The sequence below is a fragment of the Variovorax sp. SRS16 genome (assembly GCF_901827165.1).
In the GTDB taxonomy this organism is placed as follows: domain Bacteria; phylum Pseudomonadota; class Gammaproteobacteria; order Burkholderiales; family Burkholderiaceae_C; genus Variovorax.
Map to the genome: position 1 here is coordinate 3,763,363 of NZ_LR594666.1, position 24,429 is coordinate 3,787,791.

A 24,429-nucleotide genomic window follows, 5' to 3' on the forward strand; every position below is an offset into this window, starting at 1 on the left:
CGGCCTGTTCGCGAAGAATAGACCCGACCCGTTATTCAGCTCCATCATGGCTACCTCTCCTCCAGTCGCACTCGAAGCTCCTCCTGCCCGCTCGCCGAAACTGCTCATCCTTGCGTTGGTGATCACGATCGGACTCCTCGCCGCCGCCACGGCCGGCTACGTGGTGGTGCTGCCGAAACTCAAGACCGCGGAGGTGGCCGCGCCGGTGCCCGAGAAGCCGATCTTCATCGCGCTCGAGCCGCTCACCGTCAATCTCCAGGGCGAAGGCCGCCCGCGCTTCCTGCACATCGGCGTCGCGCTCAAGGTGCACGGCGAGAAGGCCAAGGCGCAGATCATGGAATTCATGCCCGAGCTGCGCAGCCGGCTCTTGATGCTGCTGGCCAACCGCACGCCCGACTCGCTGGTCTCGCCCGAGGACAAGACCCGGCTGGCCGACGAGATCCGCGCCGAGCTGGACCGTCCGCTGGGCGACGACCTGAAGCCGCAGGGCATCGCCGGCGTTTCCTTCAACACCTTCGTGGTGCAGTGACCGCGTCCGGGCAAGCGATCCATGGCCTATGAACAGGTCCTCTCGCAGGACGAGGTCGACGCGCTGCTGCAGGGCGTCACCGGCAGCACCGACCAACCCGCGGCGCCCGCGCCGGTGCGCGATGGCCTGCCGGCCTACGACCTCGGCGCGCCCGACCGCGTCGTGCGCAGCCGCATGCACACGCTGGAGGTCATCAACGACCGCTTCGCGCGCGGCCTGCGCAGCGCGCTCCTGAACTTCATGCGCCGCAGCCCCGACATCTCGGTCGGGCCGGTGCAGATCCAGCAGTACGGCGAATTCGTGCGCCACCTGCCGGTGCCGGCCAACATCAACATGGTGCACATGAAGCCGCTGCGCGGCACGGCACTCTTCGTGTTCGATCCGAAGCTGGTGTTCCTGGTCGTCGACAACCTGTTCGGCAGCGACGGCCGCTACCACGTGCGGGTCGAGGGCCGCGACTTCACGCGCACCGAGCAGCGCATCATCAAGCGCCTGCTGGACCTCTCGCTGCAATGCTACGGCGACGCCTGGCAGCCGGTGTATCCGCTGAACTTCGACTACGTGCGCGCCGAGATGCACGGCAAGCTGGCCAACATCGTGGCGCCCAACGAGGTGGTGGTGAACACCACGCTGCAGATCGAGTTCGGACCGATCGGCGGCTTCCTGCACGTGTGCATTCCCTACTCGATGATCGAGCCGATCCGCGACCTGCTGTCCAACCCGATCCAGGACGAGGTCGAGGTCGACAAGCGCTGGGTCACGCAGATGTCGCGCCAGATGCAGAGCGCCGACGTCGAGCTGCGCGCCGACTTCGTGACGCTCTCCTCCACCATCGGCGAGGTGCTCAAGCTCCAGGTCGGCGACGTGCTGCCCATCGAGCTGCCGACCACGGTCACCGCCAAGGTCGACGGCATCCCGGTGATGGAGTGCGGCTTCGGCATCTCGAACGAGCGCTACGCGCTGCGCGTGCAGCACATGATCACCCACCAAGACAGCGATTCGAAGAACGACCATGACTGACAACACCTCCTCCGCCGGCGACGCGGACGACTGGGCCAGCGCGCTGGCCGAGCAGACCGCGGCCGCCGCGCCGGTCGCCGCACCCGCACCGGTGGCAGCACCGGCCACCGCGCAGGTCTTCCAGCAGATCCAGGAAGCGGCACCGCCCGCGCCCGGCACGGTGACCTCGCCCGTCGATCTCACGCGCGTGCTCGACGTGCCCGTGCAGCTCACCGCCGAGATCGGCCGCACCCGCATCACCATCAAGAACCTGCTGCAGCTCTCGCAGGGTTCGGTGGTGGAACTCGACGGCCTCGCGGGCCAGCCGCTGGACGTGCTGATCAACGGCTACCTGATCGCGCAGGGCGAGGTGGTGGTGGTGAACGAGAAGTACGGCATCCGGCTGACCGACATCATCACGCCGTCCGAACGCATGCAGAAACTCGCGCGCTCATGATCCCTGCAAGGCACCGGCCGCAGGCACCGCGCGCGCTGGCGTGGATCGCGGCGCTGGCCGCCCTCCCCGCGCAGGCCGCGCTGCCGACCGTGCACACGCCGGTCGCGGAGGCCGCGCCGGCGGTCGGCGCCTCCGGCATGCTGCAGGCCGGCGTCGGCATGCTGGTCGTGATCGGCCTGATCTTCGCGTGCGCCTGGCTCGCGCGCCGCTTCGGCCTGCAGCGCTTCGGCGGCGGCCAGCTGGTGAAGGTGCTGTCCAGCTCGATGGTCGGCCAGCGCGAACGCGTGGTGGTGGTCGAGGTCGGCGCGACCTGGCTGGTGCTGGGCGTGACCGCGAGCCAGATCAACACGCTGCACACGCTGCCGGCCCAGGCCTTGCCGAACGCGCTCGCCGCAGGCGACGCGCCCGCGCGCACGCCGATCGACCTGTTCGCGCAGAAGCTGCGCGAATCGCTCGGCGGCAAGCAGCGTCCGGCCGCATGAGCCGCAACACCTTCCTGCGCGGCGCGCTCCTGCTGCTCGCCGCCGCACTGCCGATGGCCGCCTGGGCGCAGGGCCTGCCCGGCCTGACCAGCACGCCCGGCCCCGGCGGCAGCCAGACCTGGTCGCTCAGCGTGCAGACGCTGGTGCTGCTGACTTCGCTGTCCTTCCTGCCCGCGCTGCTGCTGAGCATGACCAGCTTCACGCGCATCCTGATCGTGCTGGGCCTCTTGCGCACCGCGATCGGCACGCAATCGTCGCCGCCCAATCAGATCCTGGTCGGGCTGTCGCTGTTCCTGACCTTCTTCGTGATGTCGCCGGTGTTCGACAAGGTCTACACCGACGCCTACAAGCCGCTCTCGGAAAACAAGATCAGCGCCGACAAGGCATTGGAGCGCGGCATCGAGCCCTTCAAGACCTTCATGCTGCGCCAGACGCGCGAGAACGATCTGGCGCTGTTCGCGCGCCTGGCCAAGGTGCCCGACATGCAGGGCCCCGAGGACGTGCCGCTGCGCATCCTGCTGCCCTCCTTCGTCATCAGCGAATTGAAGACCGCGTTCCAGATCGGCTTCACCATCTTCATTCCCTTCCTCATCATCGACCTCGTGGTGGCCAGCGTGCTGATGTCGATGGGGATGATGATGGTGCCGCCGGCCGGCATCGCGCTGCCCTTCAAGCTGATGCTCTTCGTGCTGGCCGATGGCTGGCAGTTGCTGATCGGCGCGCTGGCGCAGAGCTTCTACACCTAGCCGCGAGGACCCGCCGATGACACCCGAAACCATCATGTCCATGGGCTCGCAGGCGATCCGGGTCTCGCTGCTGCTCGGTGCGCCGCTGCTGCTGGTGGCACTGGTCGTCGGCCTGGTGATCAGCATCTTCCAGGCCGCCACGCAGATCAACGAGGCCACGCTGTCCTTCATCCCGAAACTGCTGGCCGTGTTCGTCACCCTCGTGATCGCCGGTCCCTGGATGCTCGGGCAGATGCTCGACTACATCCGCGCGCTGTTCGCGAGCATCCCGCAGCTCGTGGGCTGATGCCGCCGGTCTTCTCGGTCACCTCGGCCCAGCTGACGGCGTGGCTGGTCGCCTTCCTGTGGCCCTTCGTCCGCATGCTGGCGCTGGTCAGCACCGCGCCGGTCTTCGGCGAGACCTGGGTGCCGCGGCAGGTCAAGGTCGCGATCGCGGCACTGCTCGCGCTCGTGCTCGCGCCCACGCTCGGGCCGCTGCCTCCGGTGCCGGTGGTCTCGGTCGGCGGCATCTGGATCCTGGTGCAGCAGGTGCTCATCGGCGTCGCAATGGGCTTCACCATGCGCATGGTCTTCGCCGCCGTGATGGCGGCGGGCGAGTACATCGGCCTGCAGATGGGCCTGTCCTTCGCGTCCTTCTTCGATCCGATGAGCGGCGGCTCCACCATGGTCGTGGCGCAGTTGCTCAACATGCTGGCGATGCTGATCTTCATCGCCGTCGATGGTCATCTGCTGCTGGTGTCTGCACTGGCTGACAGCTTTCAGACGCTGCCCATCGCCGACGCGCCGCTGGCCGCGCAGGGATGGATGTTCCTGGTGCTGGGCGCGAGCCGGATTTTCTCGACCGGGGTGATGCTGTCGCTGCCGCTGGTGACGGCGCTGCTGACGCTCAATCTGGCGATGGGCATCCTCAATCGGGCTTCGCCGCAGTTCAGTATCTTTGCGGTCGGGTTTCCGCTGACGCTGCTGGCGGGGATCGGGATGATGGGGTTGCTGATGCCGCAACTCGGCGCATTCCTCCAGCCGCGCTTTGCGGATGCGCTGGCTTCGCTGCTCGGGTTGACCCAGGCGTTGCATCGCTGAGTCCTCGGTAGGATGGCGTCATCCCTCATTCGTTCAGCCGCGCACGCACAAGGTCCTGCTCATGAACTTCGGCATCCTCGTTTTCAATGAAGTCGAAGAACTCGACTTCGTAGGCCCCTGGGAAATGCTCACGATGTGGAGCAAGTTCGCCGACGGCCCGACCCCCTGCCTCATCGTCAGCCAGTCGCCCGGTCCGGTCCGCTGCTCGAAGGGCCTGTCGATCAATCCCCACGTGTCCTTCGCCGATTGCCCGCCGCTCGACCATCTGCTGGTCCCCGGTGGGCAGGGCACGCGCCGCGAAGTCGACAACCCGGTGCTGGTCGACTTCGTCGCGCAGCAGGCCAGGCATTGCCAGGCCGTGCTGTCGGTCTGCACCGGCGCGTTCGTTCTGCATGCGGCCGGGCTGCTGTCAGGCAAGAAGGCGACCACGCACTGGGGTTCGCTCGAACGCCTGCGCGCGCTCGGCGACGTGACGGTCGTGGAAGAGCGCTACGTGCAGGACGGCAAGGTGTGGTCATCGGCGGGCGTGTCCGCCGGCATCGATCTGATGCTGGCCTTCATCGCCAGCGTCGGCGGCGAGGAAGCCGCGGGCAAGGTGCAGTTCGGCGCGGAGTACTACCCGTCGTCCGTGCGCTACGGCGGCTTCGAGAAGCACGCGCAGGCGCCGGCCTATCTCCGGGGAACGAGAGAAGGCTGAGTGGTGCCGGTGTCGGACTCCACCTACCTTGCGCCCCGCTGCTTGCCGCTCGCTCTCGGGCTGCATGGATCTAGCGTGGTTCCTCAACCCAAGGAGCCGCGATGAACCCACCCGACAAGGACAAGGACCTGCAAGGCGAAGGCAACTACGACGCCACGCGCCGCTACGACAAGGCGCAGCGCGAATTCGCCGAGGCCGGCAAGGTCGAGCCGGCCGCGCGCGCGGCCAAGCCCCGTGACGCGGCCGAGGCCGAAGACATGAAGCGCGCCGAAGAGGTCGGCAAGTCGCACGCCAAGGGCGAGGACCCGGCGCTCAAGGATCCGCGCCTGGTGCCGAAGCAGCCCTGAGCGGCGCTCGGCACGCCGCGCACCTCGCCACGACTCGGCGATCGCGTCGTTCAGGCCACCTTGCGCGCGCGCTCGGCGAACTGGTTGACGGGCCGCGCGAGGCCGAGGTTCTCGCGCAGCGTCGTGCCTTCGTACGCAGTGCGGAACAGGCCGCGCCGCTGCAGCTCGGGGATCACGAGGTCGACGAATTCGTCGAGCGACTGCGGCAGCACCGGCGGCATCACGTTGAAGCCGTCGGCCGCCTCGTTCTCGAACCATTCCTGCATCTGGTCGGCGATGGTCTGCGGCGTGCCGACGACCACCCAGTGACCGCGCGCGCCCGCGAGGTACTCGTAGAGTTGGCGCACCGTGAGCCGGTCGCGCCGCGCCAGTTCGAGCACCACGTGGGCGCGGCTGTTGCGGCCGGCAGGCGGCTCGGGGATGTAGGGCGGCGGCGCGTCGAGGTCCCAGGTCGACAGGTCTTCGCCCGGCCAGAAGATCTGCAGCGTGTTCAGGCCGACCGAGGGATGGATCAATGCCTGCAGCTCGGCCCACTTGGCCTGTGCCTCTTCCTCGGTGCGGCCGATGACCGGCGAGATGCCCGGCAGCACCAGCAGCTGATCGGGCCCGCGGCCATACCTGGCCAGCCGGCCCTTCACGTCGCGGTAGAAGGCCTGCGCTTCGGCCAGGCTGGTCCAGGCGGTGAAGATGGCCTCGGCCGAGGCGGCCGCGAGTTCGCGCCCGGGCTCCGACGAACCGGCCTGCACGATCACCGGATAGCCTTGCGGCGGGCGCTCGAGGTTGAGCGGGCCGCTGACCTTGAAGTACTTGCCCGCATGGTTCAGCGCATGCAGCTTCGCCGGATCGAAGTAGCGGCCCGAGGCCGGGTCGCGCGAGAAGGCATCGTCCTCGAAGCTGTCCCACAGGCCCTTGACGACGTCGATGAACTCGTGCGCCTGCTCGTAGCGCACGGCCGGATCGGGATGGCGGTCGAGCCCGAAATTGCCGTGCACGTTGTCGGCGCCGGTGGTCACCACGTTCCATGCCGCGCGGCCCTTGCTCAAGTGGTCGAGCGAGGCGAACTTGCGCGCCAGCAGGAAGGGATCTTCGTAGGTGGTCGATGCGGTGGCGACGAAGCCGATGTGCGTCGTGACCGCGGACAGCGCCGCCCACAGCGTCACCGGCTCGAAGTAGGACACGCGGCCCTGCCGGCTGAAAGCCTCGTCGTCGCCATGGAAGCCGACGCCGGGGCTGTCGGCCACGAAGACCTGGTCGAACAGGCCGCGCTCGGCGGTCTTCGCGACCTCGATGTAGTGGTCGATGTTGACGCCCGAGTCCGCTTGCGAACCCGGATGGCGCCAGGCGGCGACGTGATGGCCGGTGGCCATGATGAAGGCGCCGAGGCGCAGTTGACGTTGCGTCATGGATTTTTCCAGGCGGTGAAGTGGTGTTCGAGCCGCTGCAGCAGCCAGTTGAAGACGAGGCCGAGCGAGGTGATGGCGATGATCCCGAAGTACATCTGCGGGATCTGGAAGTTGTATTGCGAATAGATGATCAGATAGCCCAGCCCCGCCTTCGCGCCCACCATCTCGGACGCGACCAGCACCAGGATGGCCGAGGCGCTCGCGAGCCGGATGCCGACGAAGACCGCGGGCACCGAGGCCGGCAGGATCACCTTGCGGAACAGCTGCATCGGCGTCGCGCCCATGGTGCGCGCGGACTTGATCAGCAACGGGTCCACCTGCTGCACGGCGGCGATGGTGTTGAGCAGCAGCGGCCACGAGCACGCGTAGACGACCAGCGCCACCTTCGACACCTCGCCGATGCCCAGCACCAGGATGAACACCGGCAGCAGCGCCAGCGGCGCCGTGTTGCGCAGGACCTCGATCAGCGGATCGAGCCGGTCGGCCAGCCGCCGGTACCAGCCGATGGCCAGGCCCAGCGGGATCGCATAGGCCACCGCGATCAGGAGGCCCGCCAGCGCGCGGAACAGGCTGGCGCCGGTGTGCTCCGCGAGCTGGCCATTGAGCGCCAGGCTCCATCCCGCGGCGAGAACTTCGGACAACGGCGGCAGGAAGGTCGGATCGGTCAGATCCAGCCGGGGCAGGACCTCCCAGAGGACTGCGAGCAGCACGAGGATGGCCGTGCGGTCCAGCGCTCGGGCGAGCCAGCGCACGGGCCGCAGCGCCGTCGCGCGCCATGGCACGGCATCGGGCGGTGCGGAAGTCTGCAGCGTGTGGTGCAGGGTCTGTTGGGCACTAGACATGGGCGATCGCCTCTTGGTTGGATGGAATGGAAGGGCTGGATGGCGCGTCCTGCAGCAGGGTCCAGATCTGGTGCCGCACGCTGCCGAAGAGCGGCAGCGAACGCACGTCATCGGCCGCCTGCTTGAGCGCCGCGGGAACCTCGAACACCTGCCGGATGCGGCCGGGCCGCGCGCTCATCACCGCCACGCGCTGGCCGAGCACGATGGCCTCGTCGATGCCGTGCGTGATGAAGACGATGGTCTTGCCGGTGGCGCGCCAGATGCGCAGCAGCTCGACCTGCAGGTTCTCGCGTGTCTGCGCGTCGAGCGCGGCGAAGGGCTCGTCCATCAGCAGCACCTCGGGCTCGCAGGCCAGGCTGCGCGCGATCGCGACGCGCTGCTTCATGCCGCCCGACAGTTCGTGCGGATGGCGGTTGCCGAAGGCCGAGAGCCCGACGAGGTCGAGGTAGTGCCGCGCCCGCTCGCGCCGCACGGCGGGCGCGACGCTCGCCACTTCGAGCCCGAATTCGATGTTCTGCAGCGCCGTGCGCCAGGGGAACAGCGCGTATTGCTGGAACACGATCGCGCGGTCGCGGCCCGGCCCGCTGATCGGCTTGCCGTCGAGCAGGATGCGCCCGGAGGTCGGCGAAGTCAGCCCGCCCAGCAGATCGAGCAAGGTCGACTTGCCGCAGCCGCTCGGGCCCACCAGCGTGAGGAACTCGCCGGCCTCGACCTCGAGCGAGATGTCCTCGAGCGCCGTGAAGCGCTGCGCCGGGCCGCCGTCGTCCGGGCGGACCACGAACTCCTTGCGCACTTTTTCGAAGCTGATGCGCGAGGTCATTTCGCCGCCACGCCCACCGCTTCGGTGCGGTATGGATTGAATTCGTTGGTGTAGAGCGTGGCTGCGCGCAGCTGGCCGGGTTTGAGCACGCCGTCTTTCACCAGCCAGTCGATCCAGACCTGCAGTTCCTTGTCGGCGATCAGCCCGCCCTTGCCGGCGACGCCGGTGCTCTTCCAGTACTTGATGGTCGAGTTGTCCTCGTTGCGCTTGCGCTGGGCGATGATCCTGTCGAAGCGCGCTCGCACTTCCTCGGGCGGCGAATTGCGTGCCCACTCGATGGCGCGCGCGGTGGCCTCGACGAAGCGGCGCGCGGTGTTGGGGTTGTCCTTGATGAACTTGTCGCGCAGCACGTAAGTCCCCGCGCTGAAGTTGCCGTACAGGTCGAGGTCGGAGAACAGCTTGCGGATGCCGCCGCGTTCCAGCGCCTTGTCGCGCAGCACGCCGCCCAGCGTCGTCAGTTCGACCTGCCCCTGGCGCAGCGCCTGCTCGCCGCTGACCGGCGGCACCACCACCAGCGTGACCTGCTGGATCTCGGCCGGCGTGAGGCCGCCGCGGGCGAGGAACTCGCGCAGCATGAACTCGTGGTGCGCGCCGAGCGTGTTGACGGCGACCTTCTTGCCGATCAGGTCGCGCGCGCTGCGGATCGGGCTGTCGGCGCGCACGAAGTAGCCGTTCCAGGTGGTGTCGTCGACGCCGTAGTAGGCGATCACCGGCTTGATCGGCGCATGGGCAGCGATCAGCTTGGCCACCGCGCCGTTGAAGGCGCCGCCGAAATCGATGTCGCCGGTCACCACGGTCTGGATGTCCTGCGGGCCGCTGATGGTGTTGCCGATCCACTTGAGCTTGACGGGCGCGAGATAGCCGAGGTCTTCGGCCAGCTCGGGAAAGGTGACCTGGCCGGTCCAGCCCTGGTAGCGCAGTTCGGTTTGTTCGGCGGCAGCCGAGGCGGCAAGGCCCAGCCACAGCGCGGCGAGAAGAAAGGGACGCAAGAATTTCATGGAGGGGGTGAACGCGTGGTTCCGGCGATGAGGGGGTGTGAAGGCGCGACGATCAGGCAGCGCGTGCGAGGTCGGCGCCGATGCGTCCGTCGTTGACGGCATCGGGGCGCCGGCGCGTTCGGCTGCGCTGTCCGTCCACCGACACCGCGGGCTCGCCTTCGATCGTGACGCGGCGCACGACGCGCGGCTGGTCGCCGTAGTCGTTGATGGCGTAGTGCTGGGTCGCGCGGTTGTCCCAGATCACCACGTCGTCCTTCTGCCAGGTCCATCGCACCGTGTTCTCCAGCGCGATCACGCGGCTTTGCAGGATCTCGAAGATGCGTGCGGACTCGGCGCTCGGGAGCCCCGAGATCTTGCGGATGAAGTGGCCCAGCAGCAGCGCGCGTTCGCCCGACACGGGATGCACGTGCACCAGCGGATGCTCGGCCTCGTACACGGCGGAGGCGAACACGTCCTGGTAGTGCCGCAGCCGTTCGGGGTCCACCACGTCGCGGCCGCCGGCGTAGTCGTACGCGTTGCTGTGCACCGCCCACAGGCCATCGGCGAGCGTGCGGAGTTCGGCGGGCAGCTGCTCGTAGGCGGCCGCGGTGTTGGCCCACACGGTATCGCCGCCATGGACCGGCAGCGTGACGCCGCGCAGGATCGAGATCTTCGGAAAGGCATCGACGAAGGTGACGTCGGTGTGCCACGAATCGGCACGGCCGCCGCCGCGCGAGGCATCGAGCTCCAGCAGCTTCAGGCCTTCGACCGCGGGCACGGTCGGATGCGGCACGACGCGGCCGAAGCGCGCGCCGAAGGCCTCCTGCTCGCGGTCGCCGAGCTGCGTCTGTCCGCGGAAGAACAGCACCTTGTGCCGGACGAGCGCCGCATGGATCGAGGCGATCACCTCGCCATCCAGCCGCGCGCTCAGCTTGACGTTGAGGACCTCGCCGCCGATGCGGCCGGCGACGCGGCGAATATACAAATCGCCGAAAGAGGTATCGATGTTGGTTGCGGTGACAGTGCTCACGGACGGTGCTCCTTGGGTGGAGCGCCGAAGTCTAGGGAGCCATCACGCAATCACGAACCACTCAATTGCGATATGCAAAGAGCGCAACTGTCCGAGCCGCGCGCACGCCGCGCTACAGGTAGTTCATCAGCGAGATGCTGCTGAGCTTGGCGAAGGTCAGCTGCGTGGCCTGCAGCGAGGTCTGCCGCTGGTAGAACTCGGAGATCGCGCTGGCCGGATCCAGGTCCTGGATGGACGAGAGGTAGCTCTTGTCCTGCAGGTCGCGCGTCGCGCCGCTGGTGTTGAGCGCGTCGAGCTCGTTCTGGCGCGAGCCCACCGACGACAGGATGGTCAGCACGTTGTCGTGCGCATTGCTGACCTTGACGTTGGCGGTGCTCAGCGCGTTGAGCAGCTTGGCCTGCGCCGCGTCGCCGCCGCCTTCGAGCGGCGTGCGCAGCGCGCTGACCAGCTGGCCGATGGCGGCGAAGATGTCGGTGCCGGCGTTCCTGGCCGTCGAGACGTCGAAGCTGTCGCCGTCCGCCGGCTTGCCGCTGATGCTGATCTGCAGGCCGCCGAAGGCGATCGGCGTGTCGGGTGTGAACGCGCCGGTGGCCGCGACGACCGGCGGCGTGTCCTTGGTCGTCACCGTGTAGTTGCCGCCGGCGAAGCTGATGGTGAAGTCCTTGCCGTAGTTGGCCGCGGTCGCATCGGTCACGCCGATCGCGCCGAACACGCCGGAGCCGGTGTTGCCGGCCGCGCCCGAAGCGACATAGCCCGCGCCGCCCTGCACCGACTGGAAGACGGTGCGGCCATCGTCCGAGGTCGACATCTGCCGCGCGACATCCACCTGCATCAGCCGCTGGCCCTGGTCGCCCACGTACTGCACGCCGCCGCCGGCCGTCGCGGCGAAGGGCGCGTTGGCGCTCTTGAAGCCGCCGAACAGGAACTGCCCGTTGCCGTCGTCGGAGTTGGCCACGCCGACCAGCTGGTCGAGGTTGCTCTGGATGGTGGTCGCGAGCGAGTTGCGGTCGGCATCCGACAGCGTGCCGTTGCCGGCCTGCACGGTGAGGGTCTTGATGTTCTGGAGGATCGAGGTGACGGAGTCCAGCGCGCCTTCCTCGCGCGACAGCGAGAGCATCGCGTGGTCGCGGCTCGATGCGTACTGCGCCGACTCGGCCAGCGTCTGGCTGACGCCGAGCGAGCGCGCCGCGCCGACCGGGTCGTCGCCGGCCGTGAGGAACTTGGAGTTGGTCCCGAGCTGCTGCTGGACCTTGAACAGCGCCTGCTGCTGCTGCCCCATCGCGTTGAGGCTCTGCTCGTAGAAAGACTGGGTGCTGATGCGCATCGCGGCTCCTGGGATCTGGGTGTTGCGGGGGATCAGGCGCTGATGCCGAGGATCGCGTCGAACATGGTCGATGCGGTCTGGATCACCTTCGCATTGGCCTGGTACATCTGCTGGTACATCAGCAGGTTGGCGGTTTCCTCGTCCTGGTTGACGCCGGAGATGGACTGCTGGCTGGCCTTGATCTGGCTGGTCACGCTGTCCTGCGTGGCACCGGCGACCTGGATCTCCATCGCGCGGTTGCCGACCTCGCTGACCAGCTGCGCATAGGCGCTGTTGAAGGTGGTGGTGCCGTTGCCCATCGTGGCCTTGCGCTGCAGCGCGCCGAGCTGCAGCGCATTGCTGCCGTCGGACACGCCGGAGACGTTCTTGCCGACGGTGAAGGTGTCGCCCTGCGCGGGCGCGCCGGTCATGCTCACGCTGATGCCGCCGAAACTCATCGCCGCGCCGGCCGAGTAGGGCACGGCAGCGCCCGCGGCATAGGTGGTGGCCGTGCCGTCGGCCAGCGTCACCGTGACCGGGGATGCGGCCGGGAAGCCCGACAGCGTCTGGCTCGCGGCGTCGTAGCTCAGCGTCACCGTGGCGGCCAGCGGCGAGGCCGGATAGCTCGCATCGACGCTCGCGCCGCCGAGCGCGCCGCTGCCCTGGTTGCCGACGGTGTTGCCGGTGGAAAGCGGCGATGCGGCGGCGACCTTGGCCGGGTCGCGCACCAGCACGTCGAGGTCGCGCGCGCCGGCGCGCGTCGGCTGCACGAGGAAGGTGTCGCCGGCCTGCGCGGTGCCGCTGGTCGCGGCGACCGTGACGCCGTCGAAGCTGATCGGCAGGCTGGTGAAGCTGCCCATCGACTGCTTGTCCGACAGCCGCGTCACCGAGTAGTTGAGCGTGCCCGCGACATCGCGCACTTCCACCGAATAGTCGCTGGTCGTGAGCTGCGATGCATCGGAGAGCGTCGCGCCGAGCACGAGGTTGCCGGTGTTGCCTGCATTGGACAGCACGCCCGGCGTGGCCTGGGTGAAGAAGTCCTGGCCCAGCGTGCCGTTCAGATCGACGCCGAGCTTGTGCTGCGCGTTGACCGCATCCGAGATCGACATCGCGAGCCGGCCGATGGCGTTCTGCGTCGGGATCAGCGTCTGGCTGCGGAAGGCCATCAGGCCGCCGAGCGAGCCGCCGGTGATGGTGTCGTCGCTGATCTCGCTCGTGTTGCCCGCGTAGCCGACCAGGGACAGGGCCTCGCGCGTCGGATCGGCCGCGGACGGCCCGGCCACCATCTTCGCCGCCTGGTCCCCCACCACCAGCGACTGGCCGGTGGCGATGAAGACGTTGTACTTGCCGTTGTCCTGCTGCAGCACCTTGACGTCGACGATCTGGCCGAGCTGGCTCACCAGCTGGTCGCGCTGGTCGAGCAGGTCGTTGGGCGGCTGGCCGCCGGCCATGTCGCTGAGCATGCTGATCTGCTTGTTGAGGCTGGCGATCTTGCTGGAGTAGGTGTTGATCTGGTCGACGCTGCCGCCGATCTGGTCGTTGATCGACGAGTTCAGGTCGCTCAGATACTGGTCGGTGGAGCGGAACTTGCTCGACAGCGACTGCGCCGAACTGATGAGCTGCTGGCGCGCGGCCGGATCGGCGGGCGTGTCGGCCACGCCCTGCATGCTGGCGAAGAAGCTCTGCATCAGCGGCGTCAGGCCCGAGGTCTTGTCGGCCAGCAGCGTATCGACGCGATTGATCTGCGTGCTGTTGGTGCTGAGCGCGGCGGAGGCCGACTGCGCCGCGGCCAGCTGCGCGGTGAGGTAGCGGTCGTAGCTGCGCGACACGGTGCTCACGTTGGCACCGCTGCCGATGAAGCCCGAGCCGCTCGAGATGGCGCCGGCGCTGGCGATCTCGGCGACCTGCCGGCTGTAGCCCGGCGTGTACACGTTGGCGGTGTTGTGGGCCGTGGTCACCAACGCGGTTCGGGCCACGTTGAGGCCACTCAGACCCGTGAGGAACAAGCTTCCGGACATAAGGCTTTTACCTGTGAGAGTGATCTGGATCGCGGCATCGATCGCATCGATGCCCTGGTCCTGTATATCGGCAACGGCGCCGAAAAATGAAGGCCGGCGCGGGCACTCAGGCGGCCCGCAGGCTGAAGACGCCGACCGCCTCGACGAGGCTGCCGGCCTGCTCCTGCAGCGAGGCGGATGCTGCGGCGGCCTCTTCCACCAGCGCCGCGTTCTGCTGCGTGACCTGGTCCATCTGCGTGATCGCCTGGTTGATCTGCTCGATGCCCGAGGTCTGCTCCTGGCTGGCCGCCGTGATCTCGCCCATGATGTCGGTCACGCGCTTGACGCTGTCCACGATCTCCTCCATCGTGCGGCCCGCCTCGGCCACCTGCTTGCTGCCTTCCTCGACCTTGTCCACCGAGTCGCCGATCAGGGTCTTGATTTCCTTGGCCGCGGCGGCCGAGCGTTGCGCGAGGTTGCGCACTTCCGATGCGACGACGGCAAAGCCCCTGCCCTGTTCGCCGGCGCGTGCGGCTTCGACCGCGGCGTTGAGCGCCAGGATGTTGGTCTGGAATGCGATGCCGTCGATCACGCCGATGATGTCCACGATCTTGCGCGAGGACGCATTGATCGAGCCCATGGTGTCGACCACCTGGCTGACGACACTGCCGCCCTTGACTGCGACTTCCGAAGCCGAGACGGCAAGCTGGTTGGCCTGGCGCGCGTTGTCGGCGTTCTGCTTGACGGTGGAGGTGAGTTCCTCCATCGACGCTGCCGTCTGCTGCAGCGAACTCGCCTGCTCTTCGGTGCGCGAAGAAAGATCCTGGTTGCCGACTGCGATCTGCCCCGAGGCCGTCGCGATTGTGTCGGTCGAAACCCGGATGCGCCCGATCACCTCGGTCAGCTGGCGCTGCATCTGCTTGATCGAATGCAGCAGGCTGCCGTCCTTCGCCGAGCGCGCCTGCACCTCGTCCGTCAGGTCGCCGCCGGCGATGCGGCCCACCACCGCCGCGGCATAGCCCGGCTCGCCGCCCAATTGACGCGCCAGCAGACGCGCCACGACCACGCCCAGGCCCACGCTGCCGACGATCCCGGCCAGCGCCAGCGCCGCCATCAGCAGCCGCGAGGTCCGGTAGGTCTCGCCCACATCGTCGACGCTGGCCTTGGCGCGCTGGTCGCTGTAGACCACCATCTTCCTCAGCACGTCCTCGAGCACGCGCGAATCCTTCAGCAGCTTGTCGCTGTCCTCGGTCACCTGGCCATCGAACTGCGAGCTGTCCAGCGACTGCCTGGAAATCAGCGCCACGAAGTCCAGCATGCGCTTCCTGAACGGCGGCATCAGGCTCTCGTACTGCTTGAAGAGCGCCTGTCCCTCGTCGCTGTCCTGGAGCAGCGGCCTGGCTTGCGCGAGCTGCGCTTCGAGGCCTTCCAGCGCGGACTTCAGCGCCTTTGCGCCGGTGTTGCGGTCGCCGCGCGTGGAGGCCGACAGCAGGCTCATCTGGGCGCGGCTCGCATCGATGAGGTCGATGTGGGCCTCCTGCGCAGCCTTCAACGCATGCAGCTCGTTGTCGTAGAGGCTTTCGGTCAATGCATTGATGCGCCCCATGTGGAAGATGCCAAGCGCACTGATGGCGCCGCCCACCGCCGCGACGACCAGGAAACTGAGGATCAGCCGGGCGCTCACGCGAAGCTGTTGGAACCATTGCATTTTCATTCTCCTGCGTAGCGTCGTGTCATCCTAGAACTCCGTCCAGTCGCCGGCCGCGCCTGCAGCGAGCGCAAGCTGGGGCTGCGATCCCGCGCCCTTTTCGCGTTGCGCGGGCAAGGCCTTGGCGCGTGCCTTCGCGGGCGTCCGGGGCGCCGCACCGGCGATCGGCACGATGCGGGCGAGCGGCGAGGCGCCATGTGTGCCGGCATCGAGCTTGAACACACCGACCACGCTCGACAGGCTGGCAGCCTGCTCCTGCAGCGAGGCGGCCGCCGCTGCGGCCTCTTCCACCAGCGCCGCGTTCTGCTGCGTGACCTGGTCCATCTGCGTGATCGCCTGGTTGATCTGCTCGATGCCCGAGGTCTGCTCCTGGCTGGCCGCCGTGATCTCGCCCATGATGTCGGTCACGCGCTTGACGCTGTCCACGATCTCTTCCATCGTGCGGCCCGCCTCGGCCACCTGCTTGCTGCCTTCCTCGACCTTGTCCACCGAGTCGCCGATCAGGGTCTTGATTTCCTTGGCCGCCGCGGCCGAGCGTTGTGCGAGGTTGCGCACTTCCGATGCGACGACGGCAAAGCCCCTGCCCTGTTCGCCGGCACGGGCCGCCTCGACGGCCGCGTTCAATGCCAGGATGTTGGTCTGGAACGCGATGCCGTCGATCACGCCGATGATGTCCACGATCTTGCGCGAGGACGCATTGATCGAGCCCATGGTGTCGACCACCTGGCTGACGACACTGCCGCCCTTGACTGCGACTTCGGAAGCGGACACGGCAAGCTGATTGGCCTGGCGCGCGTTGTCGGCGTTCTGCTTGACGGTGGAGGTGAGTTCTTCCATCGACGCCGCCGTCTGCTGCAGCGAACTCGCCTGCTCTTCGGTGCGCGAAGAGAGATCCTGGTTGCCCGAGGCGATCTGGCTCGACGCCGTCGCCATGGTGTCGGTGCCCGAGCGCACCTCGCCGACCACCTTCGCCAGGCTCGCATTCATGTGCTTGAGCGCCTGCATCAGCTGGCCCGTCTCGTCGCGGCTCGCCACTTCGATGTGCGAGCTCAGGTCCCCGCCGGCCACCGTCTCCGCAACCTTGACCGCGTGGCCCAGCGGCCGCACGATGCTGCGCGAGATGAAGAACGCGAAGGCGCCGCCGGCAATCACCGTCAGCAGGGTCAATGCCAGCCTCAGGTTGAAGCTGCGCGCGTTCGCCGCGTCGATGGCCTGGCTCTGGTCATCGATCGCCTTGCGCTCCATCGCCAGCAGGTCGAGCACCCGCCCTTCGTAGGCCTTCGCGGCCGGCGTGAAGACGTCCTTGAAGACCCGCTCCGTCTCTGCCGCGTCGCCGGCCGCCTTGGTCTTGCCGACCAGGTCCTTGGCCGTCTGGTACTTGGCGCGCAGGTCGACGATCGACTGGAAGGTCGTCTTCTCGACATCGGCCACCAGCAGCGCCTGGACCTTGGCCATGGTCTCGCTGCCTTTCTTCACGCTGTCGGAGATCACGTCGGCGAAGGTGACGGGCAGCGTCTCGTCGGAGGTCTTGGCGATCATCGAGGTGCGCGCGATGGCCGAGTAGGTCAGCACATACCAGTCGGCGATGAGCCGCTCCTTCGCCAGCGGACCCTGCATCATGTGGCGCGTGGCTTCCGCGTTGTTGCGGGCGCTGACGAGCGCGAAGGCGGACGAGAGGATGGTCAGGCCGAGGACGATGGCAAAGCCGGTCGCCAGGCGCGTGCCGATGCGGAGGTTGGAAAGAAAGTTCATGGCGCGGATCCGGTGTTCGAGGTGATGGCGGGCAACTTCAGGCAATGGCTTCGACGAGGCCCATCTCGTCGCTGGACATGAGGCGGCCGATGTCGACCAGGATCAGCATCCGCTCATCGACCGTGCCGAGGCCGATCAGGTAGTCGGTGTCCAGCACCGAGCCCATCTGCGGCGCCGGCTTGATCTGCTCGGGCGTCAGCGTGATCACGTCGGACACGCTGTCCACCACCATCCCCACCACACGGCCTCCGATGTTCAGCACGATCACCACCGTGAACTGGTCGTAGCTCGGCGTGCCCAGGTTGAACTTCACCCGCATGTCGATGATCGGCACGATGATCCCGCGCAGGTTCACCACTCCCTTGATGTACTCCGGCGCGTTCGCGATCCGCGTCACCGCGTCGTACCCGCGCAGCTCCTGCACCTTCTGGATGTCGATGCCGTATTCCTCCGCGCCCAGCGTGAAGGAAAGGAACTCCAGCGGCTTGTCCGCGCGTGCCGTCGCCGGGGCCGCATGCTCCGCGGCCGGCTTCGGTGTGTCTGTGGTCTTCATCAGCATCTCTTGTGCCTCCGGTTTGAATCTGTTGTCCGTTGTCCGCACCGCGCCGCCTGGTGGGGCTCAGGCTCCGGAGGTTCAGGTCGAACAGGGGCCTTTTCTCTCCAGGGAAACGGGTGCTGCAGAGGGGTTATCGGCAGCTGCGGGCCATTCTTGAAGGTCGCCTCGAAATTCAGTCCAATCGGAACTCACCCACCACCAGCGACAGACCACCGGCCTGCTCCTGCAGCGAGGCGGCCGCCGCTGCGGCTTGTTCCACCAGCGCCGCGTTCTGCTGCGTGACCTGGTCCATCTGCGTGATCGCCTGGTTGATCTGCTCGATGCCCGAGGTCTGTTCCTGGCTGGCTGCCGTGATCTCACCCATGATGTCGGTCACGCGCTTGACGCTGTCCACGATCTCCTCCATCGTGCGGCCCGCCTCGGCCACCTGCTTGCTGCCTTCCTCGACCTTGTCCACCGAGTCGCCGATCAGGGTCTTGATTTCCTTGGCCGCCGCGGCCGAGCGTTGCGCGAGGTTGCGCACTTCCGATGCGACGACGGCAAAGCCCCTGCCCTGTTCGCCGGCGCGTGCGGCTTCGACCGCTGCATTGAGCGCCAGGATGTTGGTCTGGAATGCGATGCCGTCGATCACGCCGATGATGTCCACGATCTTGCGCGAGGACGCATTGATCGAGCCCATGGTGTCGACCACTTGCGACACCACGCTGCCGCCCTTGACCGCGACCTCGGAAGCGGACACGGCAAGCTGATTGGCCTGGCGCGCGTTGTCCGCGTTCTGCTTGACGGTGGAGGTGAGTTCTTCCATCGACGCCGCCGTCTGCTGCAGCGAACTCGCCTGCTCTTCGGTGCGCGAAGAAAGATCCTGGTTGCCCGAGGCGATCTCCCTCGACGCCACCACGATGGAATCGGTCGATCCCTTGATGCGCCGCACCAGTTCGGTCAGCGTGTCCTCCATCTCGCCCATGCCGTTCAGCAGCCGGCCGAAATCACCGCCGCGTTCGGTCGCGAATTCCTGGCTCAGATCGCCCGAGGCGACGGTCTCCGCAATGAGGATCGCCTCGTCGATCGGTTGCACGATGCCGCGCGTGAGCCGCCATGCCAGCAGCGCGCCCAGCGCCAGTGCGAGCGCCGCCAGCGCGAGCAGGTTGCGCCGGCCCGAGCGGTGGAGTTCATCGATGGCCGCGGCCGTCTTGTCGATCTCGGCCTGCTGGTGGCTCAGCATGCCGCGGATGCTGGCGTCGTAGCTGTCGAGCAGCGGCACCAGTTGGCCATCGGTGCGTTGCGCGGCCTCGGCCTGCCGGCCCTGCGCCTGCAGCTTGAGGATGTCGTTGCGCAAGCCCACATACTCGGCACGGCGCTTGCGGATGCCCTCGGCCAGCGCGAGTTCCTCGGGCGAGGCCAGCATCTCCTCGAGCTTCTTCTGCGTCGCCGAGATGGCCGCGCTGGTCGTGCCGATGTTCTTCTGCAGGTAGGCCTGCACCTCGGGGTTGTCGCTCTTGAGCAGCGCGAAGGTGCGCACGCTGTTGTTGCTGGTGGACTGCAGCCATGCCGCGGCCAGGCGCTCCTTGGCGAGCGAATGCTGCGCCATCTCCTGCGTCGCATCGCCCACGGCCTGCAGGCGCAGCACGCCGACGGCCGCGATGCCGGCGGCGAGCGCCAGCACCAGCGCGAAGCCCATGCCGAGTTGAGTGCCGATCTTCCAGTTCTTCATCCTTGCCTCCTCCTTCAGAAATCCCGCGCCGGCTTCGATCGGCCGGGTCGCTAGGCCGCGATCTTCTCGATCAGGCCCATGTCGTCGCTCGACATCAACCGATCGATGTCCACCAGGATCAGCATCCGCTCATCGACCGTGCCGAGGCCGATCAGGTAGTCGGTGTCCAGCACCGAGCCCATCTGCGGCGCCGGCTTGATCTGCTCGGGCGTCAGCGTGATCACGTCGGACACGCTGTCCACCACCATCCCCACCACACGGCCTCCGATGTTCAGCACGATCACCACCGTGAACTGGTCGTAGCTCGGCGTGCCCAGGTTGAACTTCACCCGCATGTCGATGATCGGCACGATGATCCCGCGCAGGTTCACCACTCCCTTGATGTACTCCGGCGCGTTCGCGATCCGCGTCACCGCGTCGTACCCGCGCAGCTCCTGCACCTTCTGGATGTCGATGCCGTATTCCTCCGCGCCCAGCCTGAAGGTCACGACCTCCAGCCGCCTTGCGTGGGCATCGCCGCGCGAGGCCGCCGCGTCTGCGGGGCGTTCGAGGCTTTCGATCTGTGGCATGGGATTCCTTGGTCTGGGTCCGTTCCTAGACGAACTTCTGCATGATCCGAACCAGCTTCTGGCTGTACTGCGGATCGGTCGCGTAGCCGGCGCGCTGCAGGCCGTGTGCGGCCTCGGTCGGGTCGCCGGTGGCGATCACGTTGGCATAGCGCGGATTGCCGGTCATGAATTTCGCGTAGTCGGTGAAGGCCTCGTCGTACGAGCCGTAGGCGCGGAACTTCGCGCGCACGCGCTGCGGCACGCCGTCCACGTACTCGGTGGTGGTGGTCTCGACCACCGGGCCCTGCCAGCCGCGGTCGGCCTTGATGCCGAACAGGTTGAAGCTCTGCGTGCCGTCGTCGCCGCGGATCTCGCGCTTGCCCCAGCCGGACTCGAGCGCGGCCTGCGCGAGGATCAGCGGCGCAGGCACGCCGCTGGCCGCGCTCGCCGCCTGCGCGGACGTGCCCATGCGGCTGACGAAGCTGTCGACATGGCTTTGCAGCGAGGCCATCGCACCGGATGCGGCGCGGTCGTTGTTGAGCTGGTAGGCGCTCAGGTCGGCGCGCCCCGTTGCCATCGGCGGCGTCGGCGACGAGCCGAGCGGAATCCCCGACGGCGGCCGGATCGGCAGCCCCGGCCGCGGCGCGAGCGACATGCCAGAGGCGCGGGCATCGCCTTCGGCCTCCGGCGTGCCCGATGCCGGCGCGCGGCGCAGCTGCACCAGCATCGCCTCGGCCAGCCCGAGACCTCGGCCCGACAGGTTCTGCGCCAGCTGCTGGTCGAGCATCGAGGTGTAGAGCTTCTGGTTGCTGTCATCGAGCAGGCCGCTCGACGGCGTGGCCTCGCGCATGCTCTTCAACACCATGTTCATGAACAGCGCCTCGAACTGCCGCGAGACCTGCTTGAGCCCTTCCTCGGGCGAAGTGCGCGCGGTGCGCCGCAGCGCATCGACGCCCTGCACGTCGAGCGCGAAACGCTGGTCCAGCGCGCCGCTGCGGTTCGCCGCATCGGTGCCGATCGACGCGTTGAGGGACGTCATCGCCATGCCGTCCTCAGATGACTTCGAGCTCGGCGCGCAGCGCACCGGCCGTCTTCATGGCCTGCAGGATCGACACCAGGTCCTGCGGATTGGCGCCCAGGCTGTTCAGGCCCTTGACCACGTCGGACAGCGAGGCGCCGCCGCGCACCATCTGCAAGGCGCCGCCGCCCTGGTTGACCGAGATCTGCGAGGTCTGCGCGGCCACGGTCGTGCCGCCCGCGAGCGCGTTGGGCTGGCTGACCACCGGCTCGGTGTTGATGACGACCGAGAGATTGCCGTGCGCGATCGCGCAATCGCTCACCCGCACCGCCTGGTTCATGACCACCGAGCCGGTGCGCGCATTGATCACCACGCGCGCCCCGGCCTGCACGGGCGTCACCTCGATGTTCTCCAGCCGCGCGAGGAAGCCGACATGATCCTGCAGCGCGGGCGCGCGCACGCGGATCTGGCGCGCGTCCATCGCATCGGCGGTGCCGGCGCCGAACTGGCGGTTGACGGCCTCGACCACGCGTTCCGCGGTGCCGAAGTCGGAGCGCGTGAGCTCGAGCGAGATGGCGCCGTCGCTGCCCAAGGCGGACTCGACCGTGCGCTCGACCAGCGCACCGCCCGGGATGCGGCCGGCGCTCAGCTGGTTGATCTGCACCTTGCTGCCGTTGGCCGAGGCGCCGGCGCCGCCGACCACCAGGTTGCCCTGCGCGATCGCGTAGGTTGCGCCGTCGACGCCCTTGAGCGGCGTCATCAGCAGCGTGCCGCCGCGCAGGCTCTTGGCATTGCCCATCGAGGACACCGTCACGTCGATGTTCTGCCCCGGCCGCGCGAACGACGGCAACGTCGCCGTCACCATCACCGCAGCCACGTTCTTCAGCTGCATGTTCACGCCGGCCGGGATCGTGATCCCGAGCTGCTGCAGCATGTTGTTCAGGCTCTGCGTGGTGAACGGCGTCTGCATCGTCTGATCGCCCGTGCCGTCGAGCCCCACCATCAGCCCGTAGCCGATCAGCGGGTTGTCGCGCACGCCCTGGATGCTGGCGAGCTCCTTGAGGCGCTCTGCGTGCGCGGGCAATGAAAGCGTGGCCGCGCAAAGCAACAGGGGGACGAGACCGCTGCGCACGTGGCGCCTAAAGACATCGAGCACGAAGTTCATGATCAAAACGGCATGACGTTTAAAAAGAAGCGCTGCATCCAGCCCATCGTCTGCGCTTCATCGATATAGCCCTTGGCCGTGTACTCGATGCGCGCATCGGCCACCAGCGTCGAAGGCACCGTGTTGTTGCCCGAGACCGTGCGCGGATTCACCACGCCCGAGAAGCGGATGAACTCCGTGCCCTGGTTGATGCCCATCTGCTTCTCGCCGCTGACCAGCAGGTTGCCGTTGCGCATCACGTCCGTCACCGTCACGGTGATCACGCCGTTGAAGGTGTTGTTGGCATTCGCGCCGCCCTTGGCATCGAGCACGTTGCTGCCGTCGAGCTTGGCGTCCTGGCCGTCGAGCAGCCCGCCCAGCAGCTTCGGGATCGCGCCGAAGGCTGCGCCGACGCTGCCCTTGCGGCTCACGTTCGCGCCCGAGTTCTTGCTCGCGTTGACCTTCTCGCTGATCACGATGGTCAGGATGTCGCCGACGTTGCGCGGCCTGCGGTCCTCGAACAGCGCGCTGCCGCCCGGGCCCTCCTGGAAGATCGCACCGTTGGCCCGCCGCGGCGCCATCGCCGCATACGGGTCCGCGCGCGCCGTCATCGGCTGATGCACCAGCGGCTCGCGCGGAAGCTGCGCGCAGCCGGAGGCCAGCGCGAGGACAGCCACCGACATCGCGAATCGCCCTGAGGTGTGCATCAGAGCTGCCCTAAGCGTTGCAGCATCTGGTCGGACGCCTGCACTGCCTTGCTGTTGATCTCGTACGCGCGCTGCGCCGCGATCATGTTCACCAGCTCTTCCACCACGTTGGTGTTGGAAGCCTCGATGTAGCCCTGGCTCACGATGCCGGCGCCGTCGAGCCCGGGGTTGACCTGGTTCGGCGGCCCCGAGGAATCGGTCTCGGTGTAGAGGTTCTCGCCCATGCTCTGCAGCCCGGTCGGGTTGAGGAAGGTGGCGAGCTGCAGCTGCCCGACCTGCACGCTGGCGGTGGTGCCGGCCTGCGTGACCGTGACGATGCCGTCGCGGCCGATGGTGATGCCGGTCGAGTTCTGCGGAAGGGTGATCGCCGGCTGCACCGGAAAGCCGCTGGCCGTCACCAGCTGCCCGTCCTTGTCGGGCGTGAACGAACCGTCGCGCGTGTAGGCGGTCGTGCCGTCGGGCATCAGCACCTGGAAGAAGCCGTTGCCATTGATCGCGATGTCGGTCGGGTTGTCGGTCTTGGTCATGTTGCCTTGCGCATGGATGCGCTCGGTCGAGACCACGTGCACGCCGGTGCCGACCTGCAGGCCCGAGGGCAGCCGCGTCTGGTCGGAGGTCTGGCCGCCGACCTGGCGCAGGTTCTGGTACATCAGGTCCTCGAACACGGCGCGGCTGCGCTTGAAGCCGGTGGTGCCGACGTTGGCCAGGTTGTTGGAGACGACGTCGAGCTGGGTCTGCTGGGCTTCGAGGCCGGTCTTGGCGATATAGAGGGAACGCAACATGGGGAATCTCCTGCGGAGCGGGTGAACGGACGGCGGACGGGATGCGGCCTCAGCCGTACGCCAGCCATTTGTTGGCCGACTGCGCGTTGGTGTCGGCGGACTGGATCGACTTCATCTGCATCTCGAAGCTGCGACCGTTGGCGATCATGGCCACCATGGCCTCGACCGGGTTGACGTTGCTGCCCTCGACCACGCCGGAGACCAGCGTGACCGCTTCGTCGGCCGGCGCCGGCGGCAGGCCGTCGCGCATGCGGAACAGGCCGTCCTCGCCGCGCACCAGGTCGGCGTTCGGCGGGTTGACGAGCTTCAGACGCCCGACCTCGCCGACGCCGACGTTCGGATCGCCCGCGCCGCGTGCGGTGACGAGGCCGTTCTCGGCGACGGTCGCGGTGGAGCCGGGCGGGATCACCAGCGTGCCGCTCTCGCCCACCACGGGGCGTGCGCCCATGGTCATGATCTGGCCGTCGGCGCCCACCTGCAGGTTGCCGACACGGGTGTAGGCCTCGCCGCCGTCGGGCGTCTGCACCACCAGCCAGCCCTCGCCCTTGACCGCGACGTCGAGCGCGCGGCCGGTCTCGGTGAGCGGGCCGTGGGTGAAGTCGGCGCCGGGCGTGGTGGCGACGACGAAGGAACGCGTGGGCGTCTCCTCGCCGACCACCGGCACCGCGCGGAAGCTGTTGATCTGCGCGCGGAATCCCGGCGTCGAGACGTTCGCCATGTTGTTGGCGACCGAGGCCTGCTGTTCCATGGCCTGCTTGGCGCCGCTCATGGCGACATACAGCATTCGATCCATT

26 protein-coding genes are annotated in these 24,429 nt (G+C 67.8%); 9 read left to right on the forward strand and 17 right to left on the reverse strand.

Features of this window, described 5'->3' with window-relative positions:
* Positions 1 to 46: 46 nt before the first annotated feature.
* The 9 genes from E5P2_RS18270 (at position 47) to E5P2_RS18310 (ending at position 5,337) form a co-directional block, all read left to right on the forward strand.
* On the forward strand, positions 47 to 529 hold the full coding sequence (locus tag E5P2_RS18270; RefSeq protein WP_162568515.1) for a flagellar basal body-associated FliL family protein: 483 nt from the start codon (positions 47 to 49) through the stop codon (positions 527 to 529).
* 21 nt (positions 530 to 550) lie between these two features.
* A complete protein-coding gene (gene fliM / locus E5P2_RS18275) occupies positions 551 to 1,549 on the forward strand; it encodes a flagellar motor switch protein FliM (RefSeq protein ID WP_162568516.1) in 999 nt (332 codons plus the stop codon).
* Positions 1,542 to 1,985, forward strand: coding sequence for a flagellar motor switch protein FliN (gene fliN / locus E5P2_RS18280; protein WP_162568517.1), 444 nt, complete (start codon positions 1,542 to 1,544; stop codon positions 1,983 to 1,985). Before fliM ends, fliN begins: the two co-directional genes overlap by 8 nt.
* On the forward strand, positions 1,982 to 2,467 hold the full coding sequence (gene fliO / locus E5P2_RS18285; protein ID WP_162568518.1) for a flagellar biosynthetic protein FliO: 486 nt from the start codon (positions 1,982 to 1,984) through the stop codon (positions 2,465 to 2,467). Before fliN ends, fliO begins: the two co-directional genes overlap by 4 nt.
* A gap of 53 nt (positions 2,468 to 2,520) precedes the next feature.
* Entirely contained in the window at positions 2,521 to 3,213 is a 693-nt protein-coding gene (fliP, locus tag E5P2_RS18290) for a flagellar type III secretion system pore protein FliP (protein WP_174259945.1), read from the forward strand.
* 16 nt (positions 3,214 to 3,229) lie between these two features.
* Positions 3,230 to 3,499, forward strand: a complete 270-nt coding sequence (gene fliQ, locus E5P2_RS18295) for a flagellar biosynthesis protein FliQ (RefSeq protein WP_162568520.1) — start codon at positions 3,230 to 3,232, stop codon at positions 3,497 to 3,499.
* Positions 3,499 to 4,293 (forward strand): flagellar biosynthetic protein FliR, encoded by a 795-nt coding sequence (gene fliR / locus E5P2_RS18300; protein ID WP_162568521.1) that lies wholly within the window; start codon positions 3,499 to 3,501, stop codon positions 4,291 to 4,293. Before fliQ ends, fliR begins: the two co-directional genes overlap by 1 nt.
* A 61-nt stretch (positions 4,294 to 4,354) precedes the next feature.
* A complete protein-coding gene (locus tag E5P2_RS18305; protein WP_162568522.1) occupies positions 4,355 to 4,990 on the forward strand; it encodes a DJ-1/PfpI family protein in 636 nt (211 codons plus the stop codon).
* A gap of 101 nt (positions 4,991 to 5,091) precedes the next feature.
* Positions 5,092 to 5,337, forward strand: coding sequence for a hypothetical protein (locus E5P2_RS18310; RefSeq protein WP_162568523.1), 246 nt, complete (start codon positions 5,092 to 5,094; stop codon positions 5,335 to 5,337).
* Positions 5,338 to 5,387: 50 nt separating this feature from the next.
* Here the strand turns inward: E5P2_RS18310 and E5P2_RS18315 are convergent, their stop codons facing one another.
* From E5P2_RS18315 to E5P2_RS18395, 17 genes are all read right to left on the reverse strand, one after another.
* Entirely contained in the window at positions 5,388 to 6,740 is a 1,353-nt protein-coding gene (locus tag E5P2_RS18315) for an LLM class flavin-dependent oxidoreductase (protein ID WP_162568524.1), read from the reverse strand.
* Entirely contained in the window at positions 6,737 to 7,582 is an 846-nt protein-coding gene (locus tag E5P2_RS18320) for an ABC transporter permease (protein ID WP_162568525.1), read from the reverse strand. Before E5P2_RS18320 ends, E5P2_RS18315 begins: the two co-directional genes overlap by 4 nt.
* Positions 7,575 to 8,402 (reverse strand): ABC transporter ATP-binding protein, encoded by an 828-nt coding sequence (locus E5P2_RS18325; RefSeq protein ID WP_162568526.1) that lies wholly within the window; start codon positions 8,400 to 8,402, stop codon positions 7,575 to 7,577. Before E5P2_RS18325 ends, E5P2_RS18320 begins: the two co-directional genes overlap by 8 nt.
* On the reverse strand, positions 8,399 to 9,400 hold the full coding sequence (locus E5P2_RS18330; RefSeq protein ID WP_162568527.1) for an ABC transporter substrate-binding protein: 1,002 nt from the start codon (positions 9,398 to 9,400) through the stop codon (positions 8,399 to 8,401). Before E5P2_RS18330 ends, E5P2_RS18325 begins: the two co-directional genes overlap by 4 nt.
* 52 nt (positions 9,401 to 9,452) lie before the next feature.
* Positions 9,453 to 10,409: a TauD/TfdA dioxygenase family protein gene (locus E5P2_RS18335; protein WP_162568528.1), complete on the reverse strand. Its 957-nt coding sequence runs from the start codon at positions 10,407 to 10,409 to the stop codon at positions 9,453 to 9,455.
* 112 nt (positions 10,410 to 10,521) lie between these two features.
* Entirely contained in the window at positions 10,522 to 11,733 is a 1,212-nt protein-coding gene (gene flgL / locus E5P2_RS18340; RefSeq protein ID WP_162568529.1) for a flagellar hook-associated protein FlgL, read from the reverse strand.
* A 32-nt stretch (positions 11,734 to 11,765) separates the two neighbouring features.
* A complete protein-coding gene (flgK, locus tag E5P2_RS18345) occupies positions 11,766 to 13,730 on the reverse strand; it encodes a flagellar hook-associated protein FlgK (RefSeq protein WP_162568530.1) in 1,965 nt (654 codons plus the stop codon).
* A gap of 106 nt (positions 13,731 to 13,836) precedes the next feature.
* Entirely contained in the window at positions 13,837 to 15,417 is a 1,581-nt protein-coding gene (locus E5P2_RS18350; protein ID WP_162568531.1) for a methyl-accepting chemotaxis protein, read from the reverse strand.
* Positions 15,418 to 15,447: 30 nt separating this feature from the next.
* Positions 15,448 to 17,169, reverse strand: a complete 1,722-nt coding sequence (locus E5P2_RS18355) for a methyl-accepting chemotaxis protein (protein WP_162568532.1) — start codon at positions 17,167 to 17,169, stop codon at positions 15,448 to 15,450.
* 37 nt (positions 17,170 to 17,206) lie between these two features.
* Positions 17,207 to 17,722, reverse strand: a complete 516-nt coding sequence (locus E5P2_RS18360) for a chemotaxis protein CheW (RefSeq protein WP_232080749.1) — start codon at positions 17,720 to 17,722, stop codon at positions 17,207 to 17,209.
* Positions 17,723 to 17,897: 175 nt separating this feature from the next.
* Positions 17,898 to 19,436, reverse strand: a complete 1,539-nt coding sequence (locus E5P2_RS18365; RefSeq protein ID WP_162568533.1) for a methyl-accepting chemotaxis protein — start codon at positions 19,434 to 19,436, stop codon at positions 17,898 to 17,900.
* 50 nt (positions 19,437 to 19,486) lie between these two features.
* On the reverse strand, positions 19,487 to 20,005 hold the full coding sequence (locus E5P2_RS18370; RefSeq protein ID WP_174262679.1) for a chemotaxis protein CheW: 519 nt from the start codon (positions 20,003 to 20,005) through the stop codon (positions 19,487 to 19,489).
* 25 nt (positions 20,006 to 20,030) lie between these two features.
* Entirely contained in the window at positions 20,031 to 21,023 is a 993-nt protein-coding gene (gene flgJ / locus E5P2_RS18375) for a flagellar assembly peptidoglycan hydrolase FlgJ (protein ID WP_232080750.1), read from the reverse strand.
* A 13-nt stretch (positions 21,024 to 21,036) separates the two neighbouring features.
* Positions 21,037 to 22,167 (reverse strand): flagellar basal body P-ring protein FlgI, encoded by a 1,131-nt coding sequence (locus E5P2_RS18380; protein ID WP_162568535.1) that lies wholly within the window; start codon positions 22,165 to 22,167, stop codon positions 21,037 to 21,039.
* A gap of 2 nt (positions 22,168 to 22,169) precedes the next feature.
* Positions 22,170 to 22,853, reverse strand: coding sequence for a flagellar basal body L-ring protein FlgH (locus tag E5P2_RS18385; protein WP_162568536.1), 684 nt, complete (start codon positions 22,851 to 22,853; stop codon positions 22,170 to 22,172).
* Positions 22,853 to 23,635, reverse strand: coding sequence for a flagellar basal-body rod protein FlgG (gene flgG / locus E5P2_RS18390; protein WP_162568537.1), 783 nt, complete (start codon positions 23,633 to 23,635; stop codon positions 22,853 to 22,855). The genes E5P2_RS18385 and flgG overlap by 1 nt, the downstream gene beginning before the upstream one ends.
* A gap of 49 nt (positions 23,636 to 23,684) precedes the next feature.
* The gene (locus tag E5P2_RS18395) at positions 23,685 to 24,428 is read right to left on the reverse strand and encodes a flagellar basal body rod protein FlgF (RefSeq protein WP_162568538.1); all 744 of its coding nucleotides are present in this window, start codon (positions 24,426 to 24,428) and stop codon (positions 23,685 to 23,687) included.
* Position 24,429 lies beyond the last annotated feature (1 nt).